Genomic DNA, 21,411 nt, shown 5'->3' with positions numbered 1-21,411 from the left:
ACGGGTCTAGTCGACGAGCCGGTGGGCCCAGATAACGGCTGTCCAGCTATAGTTGCCGATGCCGTAACGCGCGATCAGCGTGTCGATCCGAACGTTGATCCGCGCAGAGTGGATGCGGCAGTGAACGATGAAGTATCCGCTGTTCACACCGACTATCGATCCATCGGGGAGCGCGGCGCTGCCCTGGCTTGGCACAAGCGCTTCGGCAATATCGCCGGTGCTGACGAAGTAGGCCGTGTTGCGGCGCTCGACGAGTCTGCGTGCCTGGCTGTCCGATAGCGTTGGAATTGCGGCCATCAGAACCGGTGCTGCTGCGGTATTCGCGTTGACCGTGGTGAAGTCGGGCAGGATCGTGACGAACGGCGTGAGCGTTTCTATCGTATGTGCGTCGTAGCCCGGCACGCGGGCGAGATCGACCGTTGAAACGAGTTGCAGCGGCCAGTCGCCCGCGCTATTCGACTCGCGCAGGGAGCTCAGGATGTAATCGGCGGTTTGCTTCGCGAGCGCCGGGTCGATCGACAGCACCCCAAGCAACCTGCGATAGGCAAGCAGGCCGTCGCTATTGACCTGCCAGGGCTTGCCAGGCGCAATGCGCGACACGAGGTTCATCAGATTGAACTTCATCTGCGCGTCTTCTACCTCGCCGGAGATCTTCGCGCGCGACAGTTCCGCATTGACCGCGGTCGCGGCGGGAGGCATGAAGTCGGCCAGTTGTACCTCGGTTGCCGGGGCCGACCACGGTTGTCCGTTGTACGTCACGTTCGACGTAATCGTTTGCGCCCGCAATACCGCGCGCGCCCATTCCACAGCTGCGCGCTCGGCCCACATCGTTTCGACGGCGAGGCGCTGATTTTCCACGTCGCGCGTGGCGACCTGCTGACGCCACATCACGCTCGCGGCAAGCACGGCGGCGAGCGCAACGATCAGGAGAACGGCCACGATGGCGATACCGCGTTCGCGCCGCGCCGCTACCGTCCTTGTCGTCGTCCTTCTTGCCGTGCGGCGGGATGTGCCCTCGTGCATTTAACGGATCCCGCGGGTATGGAGTGATTGATCTCAGGCTTCGAAGGCGAGCCATGCGTGCAGGATGCTGGCATGCGCAGATGACGATATGCCGACACCCGCAATGAGACCGGCCGCCCACAATGCAATGACTGTCGATGGCGTGCCGTGCGTCCCGACCGCCAGCGGACCGACCAGGCCGGTGATCGCGTTGGTCGCCCAGAGCACGAGCGTGAACAGCGCGCAGCACATCGGCATGCTGACGGCAAAGTAATAGAGCGTGACGTCGCGTCGGCTGGTGAAGCGCGCGCGGTGATGGCGCTGATTCGTGAGCAGGATCGCCAGCCCGTTGGCGAGCGGCACGATCGCCATGGTGGCGGGCCAGAACCACGGTTGATCGCTGTGCGGGTTGATTGTCAGCAGGATGCCGATTGCCCAGAACGGTGGCGCGAGCAGCGTCAGCGTGATCCAGGACAGCAGGTGCCAGCGCAGCCATGGCGTGCGCCAGTACAGCGGTGCCGGCACATGATTGCTGGCGGAACTGTCGCGCGGCAAGCGGCCTGACGTCGTGGGTACGGCGCTCAATCTTCCCGCAATTCGTCGCAACAGCATCGTAATGATCAACATGGGCCTGCTCTCCGTCTGCTTTGTCCGTGTACTTACTATTAAGACGTTTAGACGACGCGTATGCCGCACGATCGAATTTGAGTATTGGCGCGGCAGTTGGCCGTACGCATAGCGGGCACCGTTTTTCCCGAGGTATGCCTCGCGACGGAGTCATGCAAGCGTCACATTTCATTTCTACGATACGTCGTCAGGTTTTGTAATGGGTGCCATCGCGTGTCATCAGGCGCCGTCGAGGCCTGCCGCAGTCGCACATCGTTTTTCCCCATCTATCTTCCCGCCCAGAGTTGCCTGCTTCCCGGAGGTCGGCACGGAATCATTCTCGCTTTGCGCTTTCGCGGTAGCCGATCGACTCGTGCGATGCCCGGCATTTCGCGGAATCGTTCTGTCAGAAAAACCAGGTATCGAACGCGTTTAAAAATATGCGGGTTATGCGGATTCGATTCGTCCTTAACGATGAGAGCCTTGATAGCGGATTTGACGAGCCGCGAAAACAAGATGTGGGACGCTGACCGATTCAGTTTTTGACGTGTGGGTGTTGTGTCATCGACTGACTGCAGCGAATAGCGGCGCTAGTGATCTTGATGAACCTCATCGTCATCTTCTTGTTGAGGATGGCGAATTATATGTCACTGGTCTGTAACGAAATTGTGTTAACGGGGCGACGTTGTTGAGTGTACCCGTGGCAGCAATGATCTGGATCAGAAAAGGGGAGTGGCGCATGCCGCCAAGAGCAGACGGGGAACCACACGAACACAGGCGCCCGACGAGGCACCAGTGTTTTGCCGGTGTGGTGCTGATTAGCGGGTTGAGTCTTACGGTTGGCGTTCGTGCGCAGCAGGCCGCCGACGCGGCACCGGTTGCGCCGCCGACATCGAATGCGCCGCGGACGTTCGATCTGAATGAATTCATAGTGCGCGGCAACACGAAGCTGCAAGGCATCGATATCGAAAAGGCCGTGTATCCGTTTGAAGGACCGGGCAAGACGATCGACGACGTGAACGCGGCACGCGATGCACTGCAGAAGACGTATCAGGACAAAGGCTATCAGTCGGTTGTAGTGGAGCTTCCTCAGCAACAGGTCAAGGATGGAGTGATCGTGCTACAGGTCGTCGAGGCGAAGGTGGGGCGGCTGCGCGTGGAAGGCGCGAAGTACAACTCGCCGCAAAACATCCGCGACGCGGTGCCGGCGCTCGCCGAAGGCAATGTGCCCGACTTTACCCAGGCGCAGCAGCAGCTCACAGACCTGAACCGTTCAGCCGATCGCCAGGTGATCCCCGTGCTCAAGCCCGGCGCGTTGCCGCAGACCGTCGACGTCGACCTGAAGGTCGACGATCACAGCCCGTTGCACGGCACGCTCGACATGAACAACGACAACAGTCCGGGCACCTCATCGCTACGGACTAGTGCAACGCTCAGCTACTCGAATCTCTGGCAACTGGGGCATGTTCTTTCGGGAACCTATCTGATTGCGCCTCAGCATCCCAACGATGCGCGCGTGTACTCGTTCTCATATCTGGCGCCGCTGAAAGACTCGCACTGGAGCTTTCTCGCTACCGTCATTCACTCGGACAGTAATGTCGCGTCGCTCGGTAACGTGAGTGTGCTCGGTAAGGGTACGACCTACGGGTTCACGGCAATCTACACGCTGCCGGGCTCCGATACCTATGCGCAGTCGGTCAGCGTCGAGATCGACCGCAAGCATTACGACGAAGTCGACTCGTTGCCAGGGTCGACCTCGAGCGCACCGCTGACTTACGTGCCGGTGACGATTTCGTACAACTCGCAGCTAAGCCTGAAAAACTCGCAGACCGCATTCTCGGCGTCGCTCACGACGACGATTCGCGGTATCGGCAGCGACGGTGCTGCGTGGGACAACAAGCGCTATAACGCGACGCCGGACTTCGTGTACGGCAAGTTCGACATCAATCACACGCAGCTCTTCAACCACGACATCCAGGCCAACGCGCATGTGAGCGCGCAGCTCGCGAGTGCGCCGCTGGTGTCGAGCGAACAGTTCGCTGCGGGCGGCATGAACAGCGTACGCGGTTACATGCAGGCCGAGGACACGGCAGACAGCGGCGTGATCGGTTCGCTCGAACTGCGCAGCCCGTCGCTGACGAAGTACCTCGGCGGCGCGGTGGGAAGCCAGATCAACGAGTGGCGCTTCCACGCCTTTATCGATGCGGCGCATCTGTGGCTGCTGAGCCCGCTGCCTGAACAGACCTCGAGCTTCAACCTGTTGAGCGTCGGCGTGGGTACGCGCTTGCAGCTACTCAAATACGCGAGCGCGGATTTCGAAGCGGGCTGGCCGCTGAAAGCGGGTGTTTACACGAAGCAATACAGCCCGCGTTTCGATTTCTATGTCCGGCTGGGCTTCTGATACGCGATGGCGCCGATGACCTTGAACGATTTTCAAATCTGTTGTGCCGGCGCCCGGAGCACGGGCCGGCTTATTCCGGGGAGTGGATTGTGAAGCGAGCGCTATTTCTCTTTCTGTCGGTCGTGACGGTGCTGCTGGGTTGCGTACCGGGTGTGGCCAATGCGTGGTGGCAAAACGACTGGTCGTACCGCAAGGCCATCACGATCGACACGAGCCCGAAGGGGGCGAACCTCGTGGAATCCGCCGGTCGCGTGCCGCTGCTGATCCGTTTGCACTCCGGCAATTTCCAGTTCGACGGGCTCGAGGACAACGGTGCGGATATCCGTTTCGTCGCCACCGACGATAAAACGCCGTTGAACTATCACATCGAACAGTACGACGCGGTGCTCGGTGTGGCGCTGATCTGGGTGGACGTCCCGCAGATGCCTGCGGGCGCCACCGAGAACATCTGGATGTACTACGGCAACAAGAAGGCGCCCGACGGTGGCAAGGCCGCCGAAACATTCGATCCGGACTACACGCTCGTGTACCACTTCGATGGCGCAGCAGGTACACCGGCGAAAGACGTGACCGCGTACGGCAATAACGCGCAGAACGCGCCGGCGAAGACCGTCGAGGACGGCATCATCGGCAAGGCGGCGAAATTCGACGGCGCTACACCGCTGAACCTGCCGGCCAGTCCGTCGCTCGCCGTGAGCGCAGGTGGCAGCTTCACGTTCAGTGCATGGGTGAAGCCCGCGGCGCTGGCACCGAACACGCTCATCTATGGTCGCCGCGATGGTGCGAATGCACTGCTGATCGGACTTGATAACGGTGCGCCGTTTGCGGAGATCGATGGTATGCCAGGTAGCACGGGGCCCGTGCGGACGCCCGCTGCGCAGCCGGTGCCTGCAAACCAGTGGACATACCTCGCAGTGACGGCCGATGGAAAGAACCTGACCGTCTATGCGAACGGCAAGCAGGTCGCACAGGTTGCGGCAACGTTGCCCGCGCTGACCGGTGCCGCCACGGTCGCCGGCGACGCAGCGGGTTCGACGGCAGGCTTTGCGGGCTTCAGTGGTTCGATCGATGAACTGCGCCTGTCAAAAGTAGCGCGCTCAGCCGCACTGATCTCACTCGACTCGTTCTCCCAAGGTTCGGAATCGAAGCTCGTGAATTACGGCGCGGACGAAAAGCAGTCCGGCTTCGGCTTTGGCTACTTCGGCGTGATCGTCAAGTCGGTGACGGTCGATGCGTGGGTGGTCATCGGCATCCTGCTGGCGATGGCAGCGATCTCGTGGGTCGTGATGTGGAACAAGGCATCGTATGTCGGCACCGTCGACAAGGCGAATAACTACTTTGTGCAGCGTTTCCGTGAAGTAGCGGGCCGGCATCTCGTAGGGCTCGCTCATGTCGACGAGAAGAGCAATGAAGGCAGGCGCCTCTATCAGTCGTCGCTGTATCGGCTGTACAAGGCGGGCGTTCATGAAATCCACAGCCGGGTAGACGGCAACGGCCGCACGGTCATCACGACGGAGTCGATCGAAGCGATCCGCGCATCGATGGATGCCACGCTCGTGCGCGAAAACCAGCGTCTGTCGAAATCGATGGTGCTGCTGACCATCGCGATTTCCGGCGGCCCGTTCCTCGGCCTGCTCGGCACCGTGGTCGGCGTGATGATCACGTTCGCCGCGATTGCCGCCGCGGGCGACGTCAACGTCAACGCGATCGCGCCGGGTATCGCGGCCGCGTTGCTGGCAACGGTGACCGGTCTGTTCGTCGCGATCCCCGCGCTCTTTGGCTACAACTATCTGCTGATCCGCAACAAGAACGTGACCGCGAACATGCAGGTGTTCGTCGATGAATTCGTCACGCGTCTCGCAGAAGCCCATCGTAGCCCCGATCACGCACTGGCTGGCGACTGACCACACGGAGAGCTTCACCATGCAGGTTCAGGACGACGACAAGCCGTATGACGACATCAACATCACACCGATGCTCGATCTCGCATATGTGCTGCTGATCATCTTCATCATCATGACGACCGCGTCGGTGCAGGGCATCAAGGTGGACCTGCCCAAGGCGAGTTCGGCCGCGAGTCTCGCCAAGCCGAAGACCAAGGCGATCACAGTCTCCGATTCGGGGCAGATCTTCCTCGACGCGTACCCCGTGACGATGGACGAACTCGAGAACCGTCTGCGCACCGAGAAGGCGACGAATCCGCAATTCCCGATTGTGCTGAAAGGCGATTCGACGGTGGCTTATCAGAAAGTCATGGACGTACTCGACCTGTTGCGTCGACTCGATCTGTCGCAGGTGGGACTCGTGACCGGCAAGGCGCAGGCCGGGTCGGGTGCGGGCGGCTAGGGGACACGCGATGGAAATGACCTACCCCGACGGCGGTCCTGGCGACGGCCCTGGCCGCTTCATCAAGCCGGTGGTGATCGCGCTGATCGTGATCGGCTTAGGGGCGCTTGTCTGGCACTTCGCCAGCGACACCGCAGGGGTAAAGCGCGCCGAAGCGCCGCAGGTGACCACCGTCATCCCGCTGCCGCCACCGCCGCCCCCTCCGCCGCCGAAGCAGAAGCCGCCGCCCGAAAAGATCGATGAGGTGAAGACACCGGTGGACAAGCCGACGGTCGCACCTAAGCCGTCCGAGACGCCGAAGCCGTCGGACAACCAGCCGAAGCAGATGACGATGAACACGTCTGCGCAGGCCGGTACGGACAACTTCGGCATCGGTGCGGGCGATCGGTCCGGCATGGCGGGTAGCGGCGGTGGAGGCAAGTTCGGCAACGCGAGCTACGCGCAATACATGGTGTACACGCTGCAGCGCGCGATCGAGCAGGACAAGGGCGTGCAGGACGTCGGCGGAACACGCTTCGCGGGCAACCTGAATCTATGGATGGAGCCTTCGGGCCGCATTACGCGGGTGACGGTCGCGCAATCGACCGGCGACCCAAAAATCGATGCAGCCGTGATCGCCGCGGTCGAAGCGCTCGGCCAGGTGGACGAACCACCGCCACCCGCGACGACTTACCCGGTGCTCGTGAAGTTGCTCGGGCGCAAGCCGGGTTGAAACGACATCGACACAGAACAGATCCACGAATTTCGAACCCAGGGGCAGTCCCGATGACAACGGGACAGTGCCGGTAAAAAAACAGCGGTTATGCGGAGAATCAGAATGATTGGCAAGATGAGCTTTCGGGGTGAGGGTACGCGCGGTGGAGGTAAGCACTTTCGCCGCTCGCGCATCAGCGTAGCGGTCTTCACACTCGGCATGGGATGCGCCGCCGTTGCGCATGCACAGTCGCTGGAAACGCAGGCGGGGAATGCGAAGGCTGCGCCGACCGAGAGCGTGGTGATCAACCTGATCAATCTGCTCGTCAAGCGCGGGGTGCTGACACAGGCCAATGCCAACGATCTGATCAGCGAAGCAAAGAGCGAGGCGGCGCAGGCGAAGTCGGCGAACGTAGCCGCTGCTTCGACCACACGTGGCGGCGTAGCGGTAGTGAATGGACCGACCCAGCCCGGCGACGTAGCCGTGCCGTACGTGCCGCAGATCGTGCGCGACCAGATCCGCGATCAGGTCAAGCAGGAAGTGGTCGCGCAGGCGAAGGCCGAAAACTGGGCGCAACCGAATACGTTCCCGGACTGGGTATCGCGCATCAAGCTCGATGGCGATCTGCGCGTGCGTGACGAGTACCACTTCTACGGCAGCGGCAACGCAAACAACATCACGAACTTCGCCGCAATCAATCAGGCCGGCGGATTCGATATCAACGGGAACACGAACAACACGCAGTTTCCGACGCAGAACACGACGCAGAACCGCAACAACCTGGAACGCTATCGCGCGCGCTTCGGCTTGACGGCAACGCTGACCGACGATCTGAGCGCGGGCATCCAGCTCGCCACCGGCAACGACAACGCACCGGTCACGACGACTGCCTACGCGGGTAACAACTTCGGCAAGCAGAACATCTGGCTGAACAAGGCATTCTTCGCGTACAAACCGACGAGCTGGCTCAACGTCGTGGCGGGCCGTTTCGACAATCCGTTCTTCACGTCCGACCTGCTGTTCTCGAACGATCTCGAGATGGACGGTCTCGCGTTCACCTTCAGCCACGATCTGCCCGCGAATCACGACGTCCGCCTGTTCGGCACCTTGGGTATCTTCCCGATCCAGTACTCGGCCAATGGCTTCCCGAACAACAGCACCGACAAGGTCGGTACCGATACGCGCTGGATGTTCGGCGGCCAGTTCGGCGCGGAGTGGAAGATCAACGAGCAGAACCGGTTGAAGGGTGCAGTCGCCTACTACGACTTCCAGAACATGCGCGGCACGCTGTCCTCGCCGTGCGCGATCTATCTCGGCGCGACGAGCTGCGGCACCGACAACGAGGCCTGGGTGCCGGCCGACATGTTCGGCGGCAATACGCTGATCGCGCTGCGCAACATCGTGCAGAACCCGAATCTCGCACCGGGCCTGACACCCGAGTCGCAGCTGTTTGGTCTCGCGTACAACTACCGTTTGCTCGATATCAAGGCGCAATGGGATACGGTGCTGGCCGACCGGGTGAAGGTGCGGCTCGATGGCGAGTTCGTGCGCAACCTTGCGTACAACACGAACAAGGCGTTCAGCGCAGCGTCGCTGCCGGTCAACAACTACGACTCGACCTCGGCGAATGTGAACCAGGGCGACTATCGCAGCGGGCCGAACGGCTTCCTTGCGAAGGTCACGATCGGCGAGCCTGATCCGTCGAGCAAGGGTCAGTGGAACTTCACGATTGCGTACAAGTACCTGCAACCGGACGCGACGCTCGATGCATTCAACGACCCCGACTTCCACCTGGGCGGCACCAATGCGCGCGGTTATATTCTCGGCGCATCGTATGCGGTTGCACGCGATACGTGGCTCTCGGCGCGCTACCTGAGCGCGAAGGAAGTGTACGGACCACCGGTATCGATCGACGTGCTGCAGCTTGAACTGAACGCACGCTTCTGATGAGGCCATCGATGAAGACACGTCATCTCATCGTCGTTTCGACCGGCCTGCTGTTCGGGTTGCTCGGTGCGGCAGGGCCGGCTTCGGCACAAAGTATCGAAGAAAAACTGCGCGCCGCGTTGCGCGCGACCACCGAGCAGTTGCGACAGATCGAGGACACGCAGGCGCAGTTGCAAGCGGACAAGACGAGCGCCGAGCAGCAACGCGACAAGGCGCTCGCGGATCTGAAGCAGGCGCAGTCGCAGCTAGCGGCGACGCAGGGCAAGTCGAGCGGCGAAGCAGCGGCCCAGAGCGCGCTGTCCGCCGAGAAGGCGAGCCACGCGCAGGACACGCAGCAGCTCGCTAAATACAAGTCCTCTTACGAAGAGTTGCTGGCGGTGTCGCGCACGCGCGATGCGGAGCGCACTCAGGCGCAAACCGATCTGAAGACGCGTGACACACAACTGCAAACGTGTCAGGCCAAGAATAGCCAGTTGTATCAGGTGGGGCACGATATTCTGAATGCATACGAACACGTGGGATTCGGCACTTTGCTCTCATCGCGGGAACCGTTCGCACAAAGTGCACGTGTGAAGTACGATGACATCGCGCAGCGCTACGGCGACCAGCTGTATGACGGCAGGTTCGACCCGGCGGCACGGCCGGCCACCGCAGCTTCGGCTACCGGTGCGGCGAGCACGTCGGCGGCGCAGAAGTGACCTTCATCGAGTACACCACCGAAACGGAGACCATGATGAGCAACGAAGCAATCCATTCCAACGGCATCGAAGCCGGCACGAGCAACGCGGGTCTTGCTGCAGTCGACTCGGTGTTCGACGCGATCAGCGCCGAACAACTCGCGGAAATTTTCAAGGCATCGGGTTATCGCGTCACAGCCGCTGAACAGAATGGCGTAGTGCAACTGATGAGCGCGAGCCAGGGCGTTGGGTTTGTCGTGCGCTTTGGCAATGTGGCAACACCGGGCACGGTTCAGACGGCAGGCGATGCGCCGGTCTATCTGGACTACACGCTCAGTTGCGCGCTGCAGGTGCAGGGCGATCTGCCGGCGGATCTGGTACCGAGCTGGAATCGTACGAAGCGTTTTGCACGTCTCGCAGCGCACGCACAATTTCTCGTGCTGGAGCTGGACGTGGTGGTCGCGGGCGGCGTGGCGACCGCACACCTTCGTTCGATGATCGAGTTGTGGGACCGCTTGCTGCAGGAATTCCTGCTGCATCTGCGTAACCGTCCGGCGATGGCGGCTGCCGATGCAGCGGCGGCCGACACGGGCAGCGAGAGTGGATTTCAGGTGCACAACGCGGGAACGACGACGCAATAACGCAGGCTCGCGGGACTGGCTCGCAGGAGCCGATCTGCGTGTGCGGATGAGCGGTGCCTGCGAGTACAGCCTGTGAATGCAAACGATGGGGGCAAGGGTGAAGAAGCTGGCAAGTGTAGTGAGTGGTTTGATGCTGATTCTGCCGGTTGCCGGGCATGCTCAAGGCGATGTGATCGCGAGCACGGCTCAGGCATCGGTTACGCAAACGGACATCGATACGCTGATCAAGTCGTTGAATGCAGACAGTCGCACGCGGCTCGCAGCCGACCCTGCTGCCTTGGACCAGATAGTGCGTTTGACGCTGGCGCAGAAGACGGCGCTTGCCGAAGCGAAGTCAAAAGGTTGGGACAAGCAGCCGCAGGTACAGGCCGCCATCGATCAGGCGCAGCGCGACATCGTCATGCGCAGCTACCTGGGGTCGGTCAGTGCGCCGCCCGCGGGCTATCCGTCGGATGACGAGATTCAGGCCGCATACGACCAGAATCACAACGCGTTCGCGACACCGCGGGCGCTGCGTCTCGCACAGATCTATATCGCTGTGCCCGCCAATGCCGATGCGGCGACGCTCGAAAAAGCCCGCAAGAAGGCCGAAGATCTGGCCAGCCAGGCGCGCAGCGGCGACTTTGCCGCGCTCGCGAAAGCGAATTCTCAGGACCAGGGTAGCGCGGCGAATGGTGGCGATATGGGCTTTGTGCCCGAAACGGTGCTGCTGCCCGCGATTCGCCAGGCCGCGGATGCGCTCAAGCCCGGCCAGATCTCGGCGCCGCTGCGCACGCCGACCGGGTTCCATGTGGTGAAGCTCATCGATACGCGTGCCGCCGGCCTGCGGCCACTCGCAGATGTGAAGGAACAGATTCGCGCGACGCTGCGCGAACAGCGCACGCAGCAAAACGCGCAAGCCTATCTGGCGAAGCTCAGCGCAGCGGCGCCGATCAACGAGGATGCGCTCAAGAAGGCGCTCGCTGCCGCGCAGTAAGCGCAAGGAGAGCGGTCATGGAACACACCGCGCGTGCAGTCAACGGACGACAGGTGGAGCGTCCCGCGGTCGAACCCGCTGTCGTCAAGCCCGAACGCGAGCCGATGATCGATGCGCGGCCGTGGCTCGTCGCAGATGGCGTGGCGCGGCCGTCGCTGTCGCGCTGCCCGCTTTGTCTGGGCGAAGTCTTGCCGGTACTCGGGATACCCGAGTTCGTACGTCACAGGAGCGCGCTTCACGATGCGCGCTGTGTGCTGACAACCCGGACGTATCAGCCGGATGAACTGGTCGTCAGAAAGGCCTACGACGTCGCAGTGGGATTCGCGCACCGGATGCGTTTCGTCCGGCGCTGGGAGTTTCACTATGCAGCCGTGCAGCAGCTTTGTCCGTCGTTCACGATGAAGCGCTTTGCAACGGTGCTGGCGTACGCGGATGTGCTGAATCTGTGGTCGTACCCGAACCTGCGCGAAGAAGATCTGGCGAGCGTACTGCTCGTGCTTACGGGGTTTATGCGGTTAGCGGATTCGGCGGTTAAGGGCGCGCCCGAGTCGGTCGGCTGGGTGCGGTTCTGGTTCGATGCGAGCGTGCGTGACGTGGGCGATCTGTGGGGCGCACGAACAAGTGCGCCCGGGCTCTTTCGCATCGAATACCGGGAGCCGGGGAGCACGCCGTTTCCGACGGGCGCGGATGTGCTCGGCGGGATGCGGGTCGATACGCTGCAGATGCCGTGGACGGAACGCGTGGCTGGGCCTGCGCCTGAGCTGCATGCGGCTGACCGGGCGGCGTTCGGGCGGTTTGTCGCGCGGTCGCACAGGAATTGAGAGTCGTGGGGTGCTGCGAGTACAGCGACGTTGTGGAGCGAGGGGCGAAATGCTATTCAGGCAGGCCGTAACGTTGGTGCTGGTGAGCGTCATGCAGGTGTGCCTGGCGGGCACTTCATATGCGCAAGGCAGCAACGCAACGGCACCCGACATTGCCGCACCGAATGCGTCGTCGGGCACGAAGCCGGTGTGCATTGACGCCGAGGTCGACGGGCAACGGGCGCTGTCGTATGGCTGTCTGAGCGCGCAACTTGCGCCGAAGGCCGCGCCAGCCGCGACAGGTGTGGCTGCTTCCCAGACGGCCGCCGAGGCGCTCGCGAACGGCCCGTCGAACCGTGTGGGCACATTCAACCTGTCCGCCGAGCGGAACCGGTTTGGCTCGAACTGGGGCAAATCTGTCACGCCACAACGGCCGCTGCCGTCGGTTGCTGTGCCGCCTTGACGAGCGGACCGCAGGATGACGAGGGAATACGTGGTGGCCAGGATCGAACGGACGGGGCGGATGCGAGTGGCACGAACGGCACAAACGGCACGGGTGAAGCTCAAGCGAGCGCTACGAGTGGTTGCAGCATGCTGTGCGTTGACGTTGACCAGTGTTGGCATGGCCGCATCGGCGGCGGCCCAGGATGCAGCTGTCGTGCCGACGCAAGCCATGCCTGCACCGGCCATGCCGAACTTCGCGATGCTCGTCAAACGCTATGGCCCCGCGGTGGTGAACATCAGCGTGACGCGCGAAGTACCGCAGATGGGTATCCAGTTGCCGCCTGGCATCGCGCCGGGCAACCCGCTCGCGCCATTTCTTGCCCGCCGTGTGATCGGCAATCGCGAGGAAGTGAACCTCGGTTCCGGTTTTATCGTGAGTGCGGACGGCGTCATCCTGACGAATCGTCACGTGGTGGGAGATGCCAGCACCGTCGACGTGAAACTGACCGACAAGCGCGAATTCAAGGGCAAGGTGATCGGTAGCGATGCGTTGTCGGACGTCGCGGTGATCAGCATCGATGCGCAGAACCTGCCGGCGGTGGTGGCGGGTAATCCAGCCCGTACCGAGGTCGGTGACTGGGTGATGGCGATCGGCTCGCCGTATGGATTTGCGAACACGGTGACGCAGGGCATCGTCAGCGCGAAAGCGCGATCGTTGCCGGGGGCCGCATACATCCCGTTTATCCAGACCGATGTGCCGATCAACCCGGGAAATTCGGGCGGTCCGCTCTTCGATCTGAACGGCCGCGTGATCGCCATCAACTCGATGATCTACTCGAAGACCGGGGGATATCAGGGGCTGGCCTTCGCGATTCCGATCGATGTGGCGCTGGACGTCAAGGATCAACTGCTGCGCACCGGCAAGGTGAGTCGCGGGCAGCTCGGTGTGGCGGTGCAGGAGGTGAGCCAGGCGCTCGCGCGCTCGTTCGGGCTCGCGAAACCGGACGGTGCGTTGATCAGCGCGGTGGCGGCGGGTGGCGCCGGTGCGCAGGCGGGCTTGCAGGCCGGCGACGTGGTGCTGGCGGTAAACGGCAGCGATATCGCAGACTCCGTCGATCTGCTCAGTACGGTGGCGAAGATCAAACCGGGCAGGCAGGCGGACTTGCTGGTGTGGCGCTCGGGGCAGTCGAACCATATCAGGGTGACGGTCGGCGCGCTCGACAGTGCGCCAGACACACCGACAAACGTGCAGACGCCGGCGCGACTAGGCTTGTCTCTCCGGCCGCTGGCACCTGCGGAACAGCAAAAGCTCGGTGTCGACCACGGTCTGCTGATCGAGCAGGTTAGCGGCCGGGCCGCGAACGTGGGCTTGCGGACAGGCGATGTGGTGCTGTCGGTCAACGAGACGCCGGTGGTGACGATCGAAGGGCTCATCAGTGAGATCAACGATGCGCACGATCAGGTCGCGCTGCTGGTTCAGCGCGGAACAGCACGGCTGTATGTGCCGATCGATCTGGGGTGAGCGGCTGAGTCGTCCGGCGCTCAATAACACCGCGCGATATCCCGTGGCATCGCGTGGAATCGCAACACCAAAGGCAGGCGCATGAACGCAAGAGGGCGAAGTAACCCGAGCAGTCGACGTACCCGGCGTAACCGCGGCAACTGGTTCGGCATGCTGATCGCGCTGCTGACGATGACCGGAAGTATGTCCGCCTCGTCGCAAACGCTGAACGTGCCACAACCATGGATCGACTATGCGCATCAGGTAGGACGCCAGTTCCAGGCATCGCTGGAAACGGATGACGAAGCCGCTAACCAGCTGCATCGGTTTCTCGAAGACAGAGTATTGAACGCGAAAGGCGACACGCCGCCGCCGGCCATCGTGGTCCGCGCGTGGATCGGGGCGGACGGTGCGGTGACGCGGGTCGAGTTCGACACGCTGGGCGACGCGAAAGCAGACGCAACCTTGCGACAGATGCTGACCGCACACCCGATCGCCGAACCGCCACCCGCCGACATGCGCCAACCGCTACGCGTACGACTACAAATGACCGCAACCGCCGATCCAGCCTCAGGCGCGGCGGCGACCGCGCCGTGAGCGGCAGGTAAGGCATTTTCTGGAACGATGCAGCGAAACTGACCGACAACGGGGGAGTGGCAATGAGACGCGTGATGTGGAAACCGGTGCAGTTTGCCGGGGCGTTGGGCGGCATTCTGCTGATCCTGGTGGCGTGTGCCCCTGTTGGCAATAGCGGTCTTCCGACGACGACGCCACCCCAGCAGGTGAACGTGGGCTGCACGCTCGATACGTCACGCGACGATGAGCCGTGCATCGAGGCGGCACGGCGCGCCTGCGCCGGCAATGCCCGGTTGCGTACCGTCAACTCCAGAATGGCGATTCCCGTCACCCAGGGCGTCGACCAGCATCCCGCGCCGCTTTACCAGTACTCGGTGACTTACACCTGCGACGCGGCGGCGCCCGGCTGAGGCCCGTCTGACGCCCGTCGGGCAAGGCTCTGCCGGTTTCCGGATCGAGCATTTAAACGTCCCCGATCCACGCCAGGACGTGCTCGCCGTAGCCCCGAATTGCCGGCGATACCCGGCCAAGCCCATCGGTAGACACCCTGATAACGCCAGGCGCTTGAATCCGGGCTAAAATCCGCTCGGATCGAGCCACCAGCCCACGTACTGCGGTATTGCGCCGGCCTGTGAGGTTCCGTCATTGTTCTTAAACGATATATACTGTTTATATTGTTTATCGATCAGGAGGTAGTGATGAGTGAACCCCGCACCGCTGGTGCTGCAAAAAAAGCTGTTCGTCGACCGGCACCTACCCGGGGGCGCGCGGCAGCGGGCGCCAAACGGGCTACTGCGCAGGCCACCGAAGTCGTGAAGAAGACGCCGCGCGCAGCGACTCCGGCAAAAACGGCCAAGGTTGCGAAAACTGCGAAGGTCGCTAAAACCGCCAAGGTCGTGAAAGCGGTGAAAACCACCAAGCCGGTCGCCAAGCCCGTGAAAGCGGTCAAGGAAACCAAGGCCGTGAAAACGACCAAGGCAGTCAAGGTAGCGAAGCCGAAGACCGTTGCGCCGGAAGCAGTAGCACCTGCCAGCGTCGAGGCAAAGACAAAGCGCGTGAAGAAGGAAAAAGTCGTCCGCGACAGCTTCACGATGCCGAAATCCGATTACGAAAAAATCGCCGCACTGAAGCAGAAATGCGTCGAGGAAGGCGTGGCGGTGAAGAAAAGCGAACTGCTGCGAGCCGGTCTTGCGCTGCTCGAATCCGTGCCGACCAAGCGTCTGCTCGAGACGATCGCTGCAGTCGAAACGGTCAAGACGGGACGCCCGTCGAAGTCGTAAGCACGACCATTATCGTGTGATTGCCACGCAGGCAATCGACCGTGACGGCACACCGGTGTCGTCACGGTGTTGTCGTTGCACGCCGCTACGCAGCGGCGCTCATCTTCAGGCGCGTCTTCAAGCGCATCGTCAATATATCCCCGCCGTTCATCGCTCGACCAGAACCTCGGGGATCGCCTCGACCGCCGGCTCGATCGACTGATTGCTGATATACGCCCACAGTTGCTCGGCCGCAGCGCCACGCTGCTTGACGGGCCGATACAGGCGAATCTCCAGCTCGGTTGCCCATGCGTCCGGCCCGGCATGAACCAGCGTGCCCTCGCTCAACTCCTTCGCAATACAGCTTTCGGGCAGCCAGCCGATCCCATGTCCCGCCACCACCATGCCCTTCAACGCCTCCGACATATGCGTTTCGAAGCAGCGATATAGCGCGTACGGTTCGGCGGCATTCATCAGCAGCATCTCGACGACGTTACCGAGAAACGCCCCCGACGAATAAGCCAGCAACGGCAACGGCCGGCCGCTTTTGCCAGGCAGTTCGAACAGCGGCCGGCCATCGCTGCCTGCCGCCGACACCGGCAAGATCCGCTCGACCCCGAGCGTCATAAACGGAAAGTGATTGGGATCGAGCGCGATCGGCAGTTGCGGGTGGTGGTAGCCGATCAGCAGATCGCAATCGCCGGCCACGAGATGCTGCACACCCTCCGGCACATTGACCGCCTGCACGCGCGCCATGATGTTGCCAAACTCGTTGGTCAGGCGTTTCAGCCAGTCGGGGAACAGCGTGAACACCAACGTGTGGGCGACGGCAAAGTGCACCACATGATCGTTTTCGGCGAACTGTTCATAACCGCCGACGAGACTGCGCGCCGCATGCATGCTGCGCAGAATGTCCGCCGCGAGGCTGCGGAACATACGTCCGGCCGGCGTCAACGTGACAGGGTTAACGCTACGGTCGACCAGCTTCGTCCCCATCCATGTTTCGAGCGCCACGATTCGCCTGCTGAAAGCGGACTGGGTCAAATGCCGGCTGCGGGCCGCGCGCGAAAAACTCTTCATCTCCGAGAGGCTGAGAAAGTCTTCCAACCACTTTGCTTCCATATTGCTCACTTGTATTGGATCAATCGACTTCCGGCACGCGTGTCCAGCCAGCGACGCACGATGCCGGCGACACAGCCTGGCAGTCTGGCGCTACGCAATACGAATAATTCGCCCTGTCCGATGCGTTTTTCGCGAAGGGTTAGTCGAAATATGCATGGGCATTGCCTCGATAAATTGGGCTACATACCTTTTGGCTGCATACCCTTGTCATGCGAAGCGGTAGCCCGGCAAGAAGCCTGGCGGTCCATCAACCATCGTCATACACCCCCTGTGGTTGATCGCGAGCTTGTCCGTACGCGATTGCGTACGCGTCTTACGGTATCTCCCCTCGGTTTTTGAAGTCAAGCAAAGTCAAGCGCCCCTGTGAAAGGATGGAATCGATATGACTGCCCTCGATACACAAGCCCCCCCGGCGCCAGCCGCCCCGATGGATACGAAAACCTGGCTCGAATCGCATGAGGCCGGTTATCACAAAACGTTGGGTAATCGTCAGGTCCAGATGATCGCCATCGGCGGCGCTATCGGGACCGGGCTCTTTCTCGGCGCCGGCGCGCGTCTACAGGTGGCCGGCCCGTCGCTCGCCATCGTCTATCTCGTGTGCGGCCTGTTCTCGTTCCTGATCCTGCGCGCGCTCGGCGAACTCGTGATGCACCGGCCCAGCAGCGGCAGCTTCGTGTCGTACGCACGCGAATTCCTCGGCGAAAAGGCCTCGTACGTCGCCGGCTGGATGTACTTTCTGAACTGGGCAATGACCGGCATCGTCGACATCACCGCGGTCGCGCTGTACATGCACTACTGGGGTGCGTTCGGTGGAGTCCCGCAGTGGGTGTTCGCGCTGATCGCGCTGTGCATCGTCGCGGCGATGAACCTGATCGGCGTGAAATGGTTTGCCGAAATGGAGTTCTGGTTTGCGCTGATCAAGGTCGCGGCGATCTCCTTGTTTCTGGTGATCGGCACGGTCATCCTGGGCACCGGCATCCATGTGGGCGGCAACACGACCGGCGTGCACCTGATCAGCCAGAATGGCGGCCTGTTCCCGCACGGCCTGTTGCCTGCGCTGGTGCTGGTGCAGGGCGTGGTCTTCGCGTTCGCCGGAGTCGAACTGGTCGGCACGGCGGCGGGCGAATGCAAGGACGCGCGCAAGGTGCTGCCGCGGGCGATCAACAGTGTGATCTGGCGTATTGCGCTGTTCTATGTGGGAGCGGTGGTGCTGCTGGTTTGCCTGCTACCGTGGAGCGCGTACAAGGCGGGGCAGAGCCCGTTCGTCACGTTCTTCGCTGCGCTTGGCGTGCCGGGCGTGGGGTCGGTGATGAACATCGTGGTGTTGTCGGCGGCCCTGTCGAGCCTGAACTCGGGGCTATATTCGACCGGCCGCGTACTGCGCGCACTGTCGATGGGCGGTTCCGCGCCGAACTTCCTTTCCCGCATGAGTTCCCAATCGGTGCCGTATGCTGGCATTCTGGTGACCGTGGCGATTTACGTCATCGGCGTCGTGCTGAATTATTTTGTTCCGTCGAGCGTGTTCGAAATCGTGCTTAATATCGCGTCGCTCGGTATTCTGAGCACCTGGGGGTTCATCGTGGTCTGCCAGATGAAGTTCCGGGGCGCGGTGGCGCGCGGTGAAGCCGAACCGGTTAGTTTCAGGATGCCCGGCGCGCCGGTAACATCGTGGTTGACGCTCGCGTTTCTGCTCGGCGTGCTGGTGCTGATGGCTTTCGATTACCCGAACGGCACGTGGACCGTGGCGTCGATTCCGGTGGTCGCGGTGCTGCTGGTGGCCGGCTGGTACGGCGTACGTCGCCGCGCAGGCACGATGCTGAGGCCGACCATTCCGTCGGTGGTGCTGACGCAGAGCGTGCTCGAAGACCCGCCGCCGCATCAGTAATACCCGTTGAACCTGTGTGCTGAACCCGTTTGCTGTACCCACTACGGAGAACCGAAGTGAAGCCATTCGACGAGATGCTGACGTCCGGCGATGCAGTGCGTGCGCCCTATGAGCTGCTCAAGCAATGGCTCGATACGCAGGACCCGGCGAACCTGGCGCAGAAAGCCACCGACGCCGAAGGCGTGTTCCGCAAGACCGGCATTACGTTCGCGGTGTACGGCGAAGAAGAAGCGGCCGAGCGGCTGATCCCGTTCGACATCATTCCGCGCATCATTTCCGCGCGCGAGTGGGAGCGCCTGTCGCAGGGCATCGAGCAACGCGTGATGGCGCTCAATGCGTTTCTCGACGATATCTATCACCGTCAGGAGATCGTGCGGGCGGGGCGCATCCCACGCGAGCTGATCACGCAGAACGAAGCGTTTCTGCCGGAGATGATCGGCTTCCGGCCGCCGGGCAATGTCTATACGCACATCATCGGCGTCGATATCGTGCGCACGGCGGAAAACCAGTTCTACGTGCTCGAAGACAACGCGCGCACGCCGTCCGGCGTGTCCTACATGCTGGAAAACCGCGAAACGATGATGCAGCTGTTTCCGGAGCTGTTTCAGCAGGTCAAGGTGCGACCGGTCGAGGTTTATCCGCAGTTGCTGCGCGAGTCGCTGGCGGCGGTGTGCCCGCCGGGCGGCAACGCGTCGAATCCGACCATCGCGGTGCTGACGCCGGGCATCCACAATTCCGCGTACTACGAGCATGCGTTTCTGGCCGACCAGATGGGCGTGCATCTGGTCGAGGGGAGCGACCTGCAGGTGGTCGACGGACGCGTGGCGATGCGTACCACCGAAGGTTTCCGCGCCATCGATGTGCTGTACCGCCGGCTCGACGATGCGTACCTCGACCCGATGACTTTCCGGCACGACTCGGTGCTCGGCGTGGCCGGCATCATGGATGTCTACCGCGCGGGCAACATCACGATCGCGAATGCGCCCGGTACCGGCATCGCCGACGACAAGGCGATCTATTCATACATGCCGGAGATCGTCGAGTTCTACACGGGCCGCCAGTCGATCCTCGAAAACGTGCCGACCTGGCGCTGCTCGGAGCCGGACAGCCTGAAATACGTGCTCGCCCATCTCGACGAACTCGTCGTGAAGGAAGTGCATGGGTCCGGCGGCTACGGCATGCTGGTCGGGCCGGCTGCCTCGAAGCAGGAATGCGAGGACTTTGCACTCAAATTGAAGGCGCGTCCGCACAGCTACATCGCGCAACCCACACTCGCGCTGTCCACCACGCCGATCCTGACTGCGCAAGGTCTCGCACCGCGTCATGTGGATCTGCGGCCGTTCGTGCTGATGTCGGACCGCATTCGCATCACGCCGGGTGGGTTGACGCGGGTGGCATTGAAGGAAGGCTCGCTGGTGGTCAATTCGAGCCAGGGCGGCGGCACGAAAGATACCTGGGTGCTTGCCGCCGACTGAGACCCGCCCGACGCAACGCTACACACGGCGGTTGCCAGAGACGAAGATTCGCAGAGACCCGGCCATCTACACGCCGGGACCGTGCAAAACAGCAACGGGAGTTTGACAGAACATGCTTCTTGGTCGCACTGCAAGCGGGCTCTACTGGATGCACCGCTATATCGAACGCGCGGAGAACATCGCACGCGTCGTCGATGCCGGGTTGCGCATGGCACTGACCAGAGCATCCGACGCGCCGGCGACGTGGTTGTCCGTGGTGGTGACGTCCGGCACGGAAGAGGGGTTCCGCAAGAAACACGACGTCTGCACGGCCGATACCGTGTCCGACTATCTGCTGCGCGACCCCGACAATCCGTCGAGCGTGCTGTCGAGCATCGAAGCCGCACGCTCGAATGCCCGCATGGTGCGCACCGCGCTGACGCGCGAAGCGTGGGAGAGCATCAACGAAGCGTGGATGGTGATCCGCCGCGTGCTGGCGCAGCCGATACGGGCCAGCGAACTGCCGGTCGTGCTGGTTCAGATCAAGCGCGAAGCGGCGCTGATTCGCGGCACGTTCCACGGCACGATGCTGCGCAACGAAATTTTCGATTTCTCGCGCATCGGCACCTTCATCGAACGCGCGGACAACACAGCGCGGATTCTCGACGTCAAATATCACCTGTTGCTGCCGGCCATTTCCTACGTCGGCACGACGCTCGACAACTACCAGTGGGAGTCGATCCTGCGTTCCGTCGATGCACACCGCTCCTACCGCTGGGTCTACGACGTGCAGTACAAGCCGGTGAACATCGCGGACTATCTGATCCTCAACGGGCGCATGCCGCGCTCGCTGAACTTCTGCTACGTGAACATCGTCGAGAACCTGGGGTATCTGGCGCGCGACTACGGCGTGACTCATCCCTGTCAGCAAACGGCCCACACGACACTGGCGACGCTGCGGGACAACACGGTCAAGCGGATCTTCGCAGGCGGCCTGCACGAGTTCCTGACCGGCTTCATCGCGCAGAACAACCGTCTCGGTTTTGAAATCGCCGAAACCTACAACTTCGATTGAGCCCG

20 protein-coding genes are annotated in these 21,411 nt (G+C 62.1%); 17 read left to right on the top strand and 3 right to left on the bottom strand.

All coding sequences use genetic code 11. The features are described 5' to 3' along the window. Positions 1-6: 6 nt before the first annotated feature. Positions 7-1,023 carry a type II secretion system minor pseudopilin GspK gene (gene gspK / locus FNZ07_RS12005; RefSeq protein WP_091006568.1) on the bottom strand — a complete coding sequence of 339 codons (1,017 nt, stop codon included), beginning with the start codon at positions 1,021-1,023 and terminating at the stop codon, positions 7-9. Between the two features lie 33 nt (positions 1,024-1,056). Continuing rightward, entirely contained in the window at positions 1,057-1,629 is a 573-nt protein-coding gene (locus tag FNZ07_RS12000; RefSeq protein WP_091006566.1) for a hypothetical protein, read from the bottom strand. A 718-nt stretch (positions 1,630-2,347) separates the two neighbouring features. Here FNZ07_RS12000 and FNZ07_RS11995 point away from each other — a divergent pair. From FNZ07_RS11995 to FNZ07_RS34045, 14 genes are all read left to right on the top strand, one after another. Next, positions 2,348-4,009: a ShlB/FhaC/HecB family hemolysin secretion/activation protein gene (locus tag FNZ07_RS11995; RefSeq protein WP_091006565.1), complete on the top strand. Its 1,662-nt coding sequence runs from the start codon at positions 2,348-2,350 to the stop codon at positions 4,007-4,009. 89 nt (positions 4,010-4,098) lie between these two features. Further along, a complete protein-coding gene (locus tag FNZ07_RS11990) occupies positions 4,099-5,913 on the top strand; it encodes a DUF2341 domain-containing protein (RefSeq protein WP_091006563.1) in 1,815 nt (604 codons plus the stop codon). A 19-nt stretch (positions 5,914-5,932) separates the two neighbouring features. Continuing rightward, entirely contained in the window at positions 5,933-6,355 is a 423-nt protein-coding gene (locus FNZ07_RS11985; protein ID WP_091006562.1) for an ExbD/TolR family protein, read from the top strand. Between the two features lie 16 nt (positions 6,356-6,371). Further along, positions 6,372-7,067, top strand: coding sequence for an energy transducer TonB family protein (locus tag FNZ07_RS11980; protein ID WP_245811297.1), 696 nt, complete (start codon positions 6,372-6,374; stop codon positions 7,065-7,067). Positions 7,068-7,172: 105 nt separating this feature from the next. Next, on the top strand, positions 7,173-8,996 hold the full coding sequence (locus FNZ07_RS11975; RefSeq protein ID WP_091006559.1) for a putative porin: 1,824 nt from the start codon (positions 7,173-7,175) through the stop codon (positions 8,994-8,996). 11 nt (positions 8,997-9,007) lie between these two features. Beyond that, complete coding sequence (locus FNZ07_RS11970; protein ID WP_091008715.1) at positions 9,008-9,694, top strand: hypothetical protein; 687 nt, start codon at positions 9,008-9,010, stop codon at positions 9,692-9,694. A gap of 35 nt (positions 9,695-9,729) precedes the next feature. Next, positions 9,730-10,314 carry a YbjN domain-containing protein gene (locus FNZ07_RS11965; protein ID WP_091008713.1) on the top strand — a complete coding sequence of 195 codons (585 nt, stop codon included), beginning with the start codon at positions 9,730-9,732 and terminating at the stop codon, positions 10,312-10,314. A 97-nt stretch (positions 10,315-10,411) separates the two neighbouring features. Continuing rightward, positions 10,412-11,290, top strand: coding sequence for a peptidylprolyl isomerase (locus tag FNZ07_RS11960; RefSeq protein WP_245811296.1), 879 nt, complete (start codon positions 10,412-10,414; stop codon positions 11,288-11,290). 17 nt (positions 11,291-11,307) lie between these two features. Next, a complete protein-coding gene (locus tag FNZ07_RS11955) occupies positions 11,308-12,111 on the top strand; it encodes a hypothetical protein (protein WP_091006557.1) in 804 nt (267 codons plus the stop codon). A gap of 49 nt (positions 12,112-12,160) precedes the next feature. Beyond that, the gene (locus tag FNZ07_RS11950) at positions 12,161-12,553 is read left to right on the top strand and encodes a hypothetical protein (protein WP_245811295.1); all 393 of its coding nucleotides are present in this window, start codon (positions 12,161-12,163) and stop codon (positions 12,551-12,553) included. A gap of 60 nt (positions 12,554-12,613) precedes the next feature. Continuing rightward, entirely contained in the window at positions 12,614-14,056 is a 1,443-nt protein-coding gene (locus tag FNZ07_RS11945) for a Do family serine endopeptidase (RefSeq protein WP_407670567.1), read from the top strand. 81 nt (positions 14,057-14,137) lie between these two features. Beyond that, complete coding sequence (locus tag FNZ07_RS11940) at positions 14,138-14,632, top strand: YbaB/EbfC family DNA-binding protein (RefSeq protein ID WP_245811294.1); 495 nt, start codon at positions 14,138-14,140, stop codon at positions 14,630-14,632. A 62-nt stretch (positions 14,633-14,694) separates the two neighbouring features. Beyond that, positions 14,695-15,021 carry a hypothetical protein gene (locus tag FNZ07_RS11935; protein WP_143097998.1) on the top strand — a complete coding sequence of 109 codons (327 nt, stop codon included), beginning with the start codon at positions 14,695-14,697 and terminating at the stop codon, positions 15,019-15,021. Positions 15,022-15,309: 288 nt separating this feature from the next. Further along, complete coding sequence (locus FNZ07_RS34045) at positions 15,310-15,891, top strand: hypothetical protein (RefSeq protein ID WP_322788627.1); 582 nt, start codon at positions 15,310-15,312, stop codon at positions 15,889-15,891. A gap of 147 nt (positions 15,892-16,038) precedes the next feature. Here the strand turns inward: FNZ07_RS34045 and FNZ07_RS11925 are convergent, their stop codons facing one another. After that, positions 16,039-16,992, bottom strand: a complete 954-nt coding sequence (locus FNZ07_RS11925) for a LysR substrate-binding domain-containing protein (RefSeq protein ID WP_091006550.1) — start codon at positions 16,990-16,992, stop codon at positions 16,039-16,041. A 427-nt stretch (positions 16,993-17,419) separates the two neighbouring features. Here FNZ07_RS11925 and ansP point away from each other — a divergent pair, with 427 nt between their 5' ends. The 3 genes from ansP to FNZ07_RS11910 all read left to right on the top strand — a co-directional run bounded on the left by ansP (position 17,420) and on the right by FNZ07_RS11910 (position 21,406). Continuing rightward, the gene (gene ansP, locus FNZ07_RS11920) at positions 17,420-18,877 is read left to right on the top strand and encodes an L-asparagine permease (protein ID WP_091006549.1); all 1,458 of its coding nucleotides are present in this window, start codon (positions 17,420-17,422) and stop codon (positions 18,875-18,877) included. 56 nt (positions 18,878-18,933) lie between these two features. Next, positions 18,934-20,352 carry a circularly permuted type 2 ATP-grasp protein gene (locus FNZ07_RS11915; protein WP_091006547.1) on the top strand — a complete coding sequence of 473 codons (1,419 nt, stop codon included), beginning with the start codon at positions 18,934-18,936 and terminating at the stop codon, positions 20,350-20,352. A 112-nt stretch (positions 20,353-20,464) separates the two neighbouring features. Further along, a complete protein-coding gene (locus tag FNZ07_RS11910; protein WP_091006545.1) occupies positions 20,465-21,406 on the top strand; it encodes an alpha-E domain-containing protein in 942 nt (313 codons plus the stop codon). The last annotated feature ends 5 nt before the right edge of the window (positions 21,407-21,411 follow it).

Source organism: Paraburkholderia megapolitana, assembly GCF_007556815.1.
GTDB lineage: Bacteria > Pseudomonadota > Gammaproteobacteria > Burkholderiales > Burkholderiaceae > Paraburkholderia > Paraburkholderia megapolitana.
The sequence above is the reverse complement of the archived record's forward strand: the minus strand, read 5'-3'. Positions and strand labels throughout refer to the sequence as shown.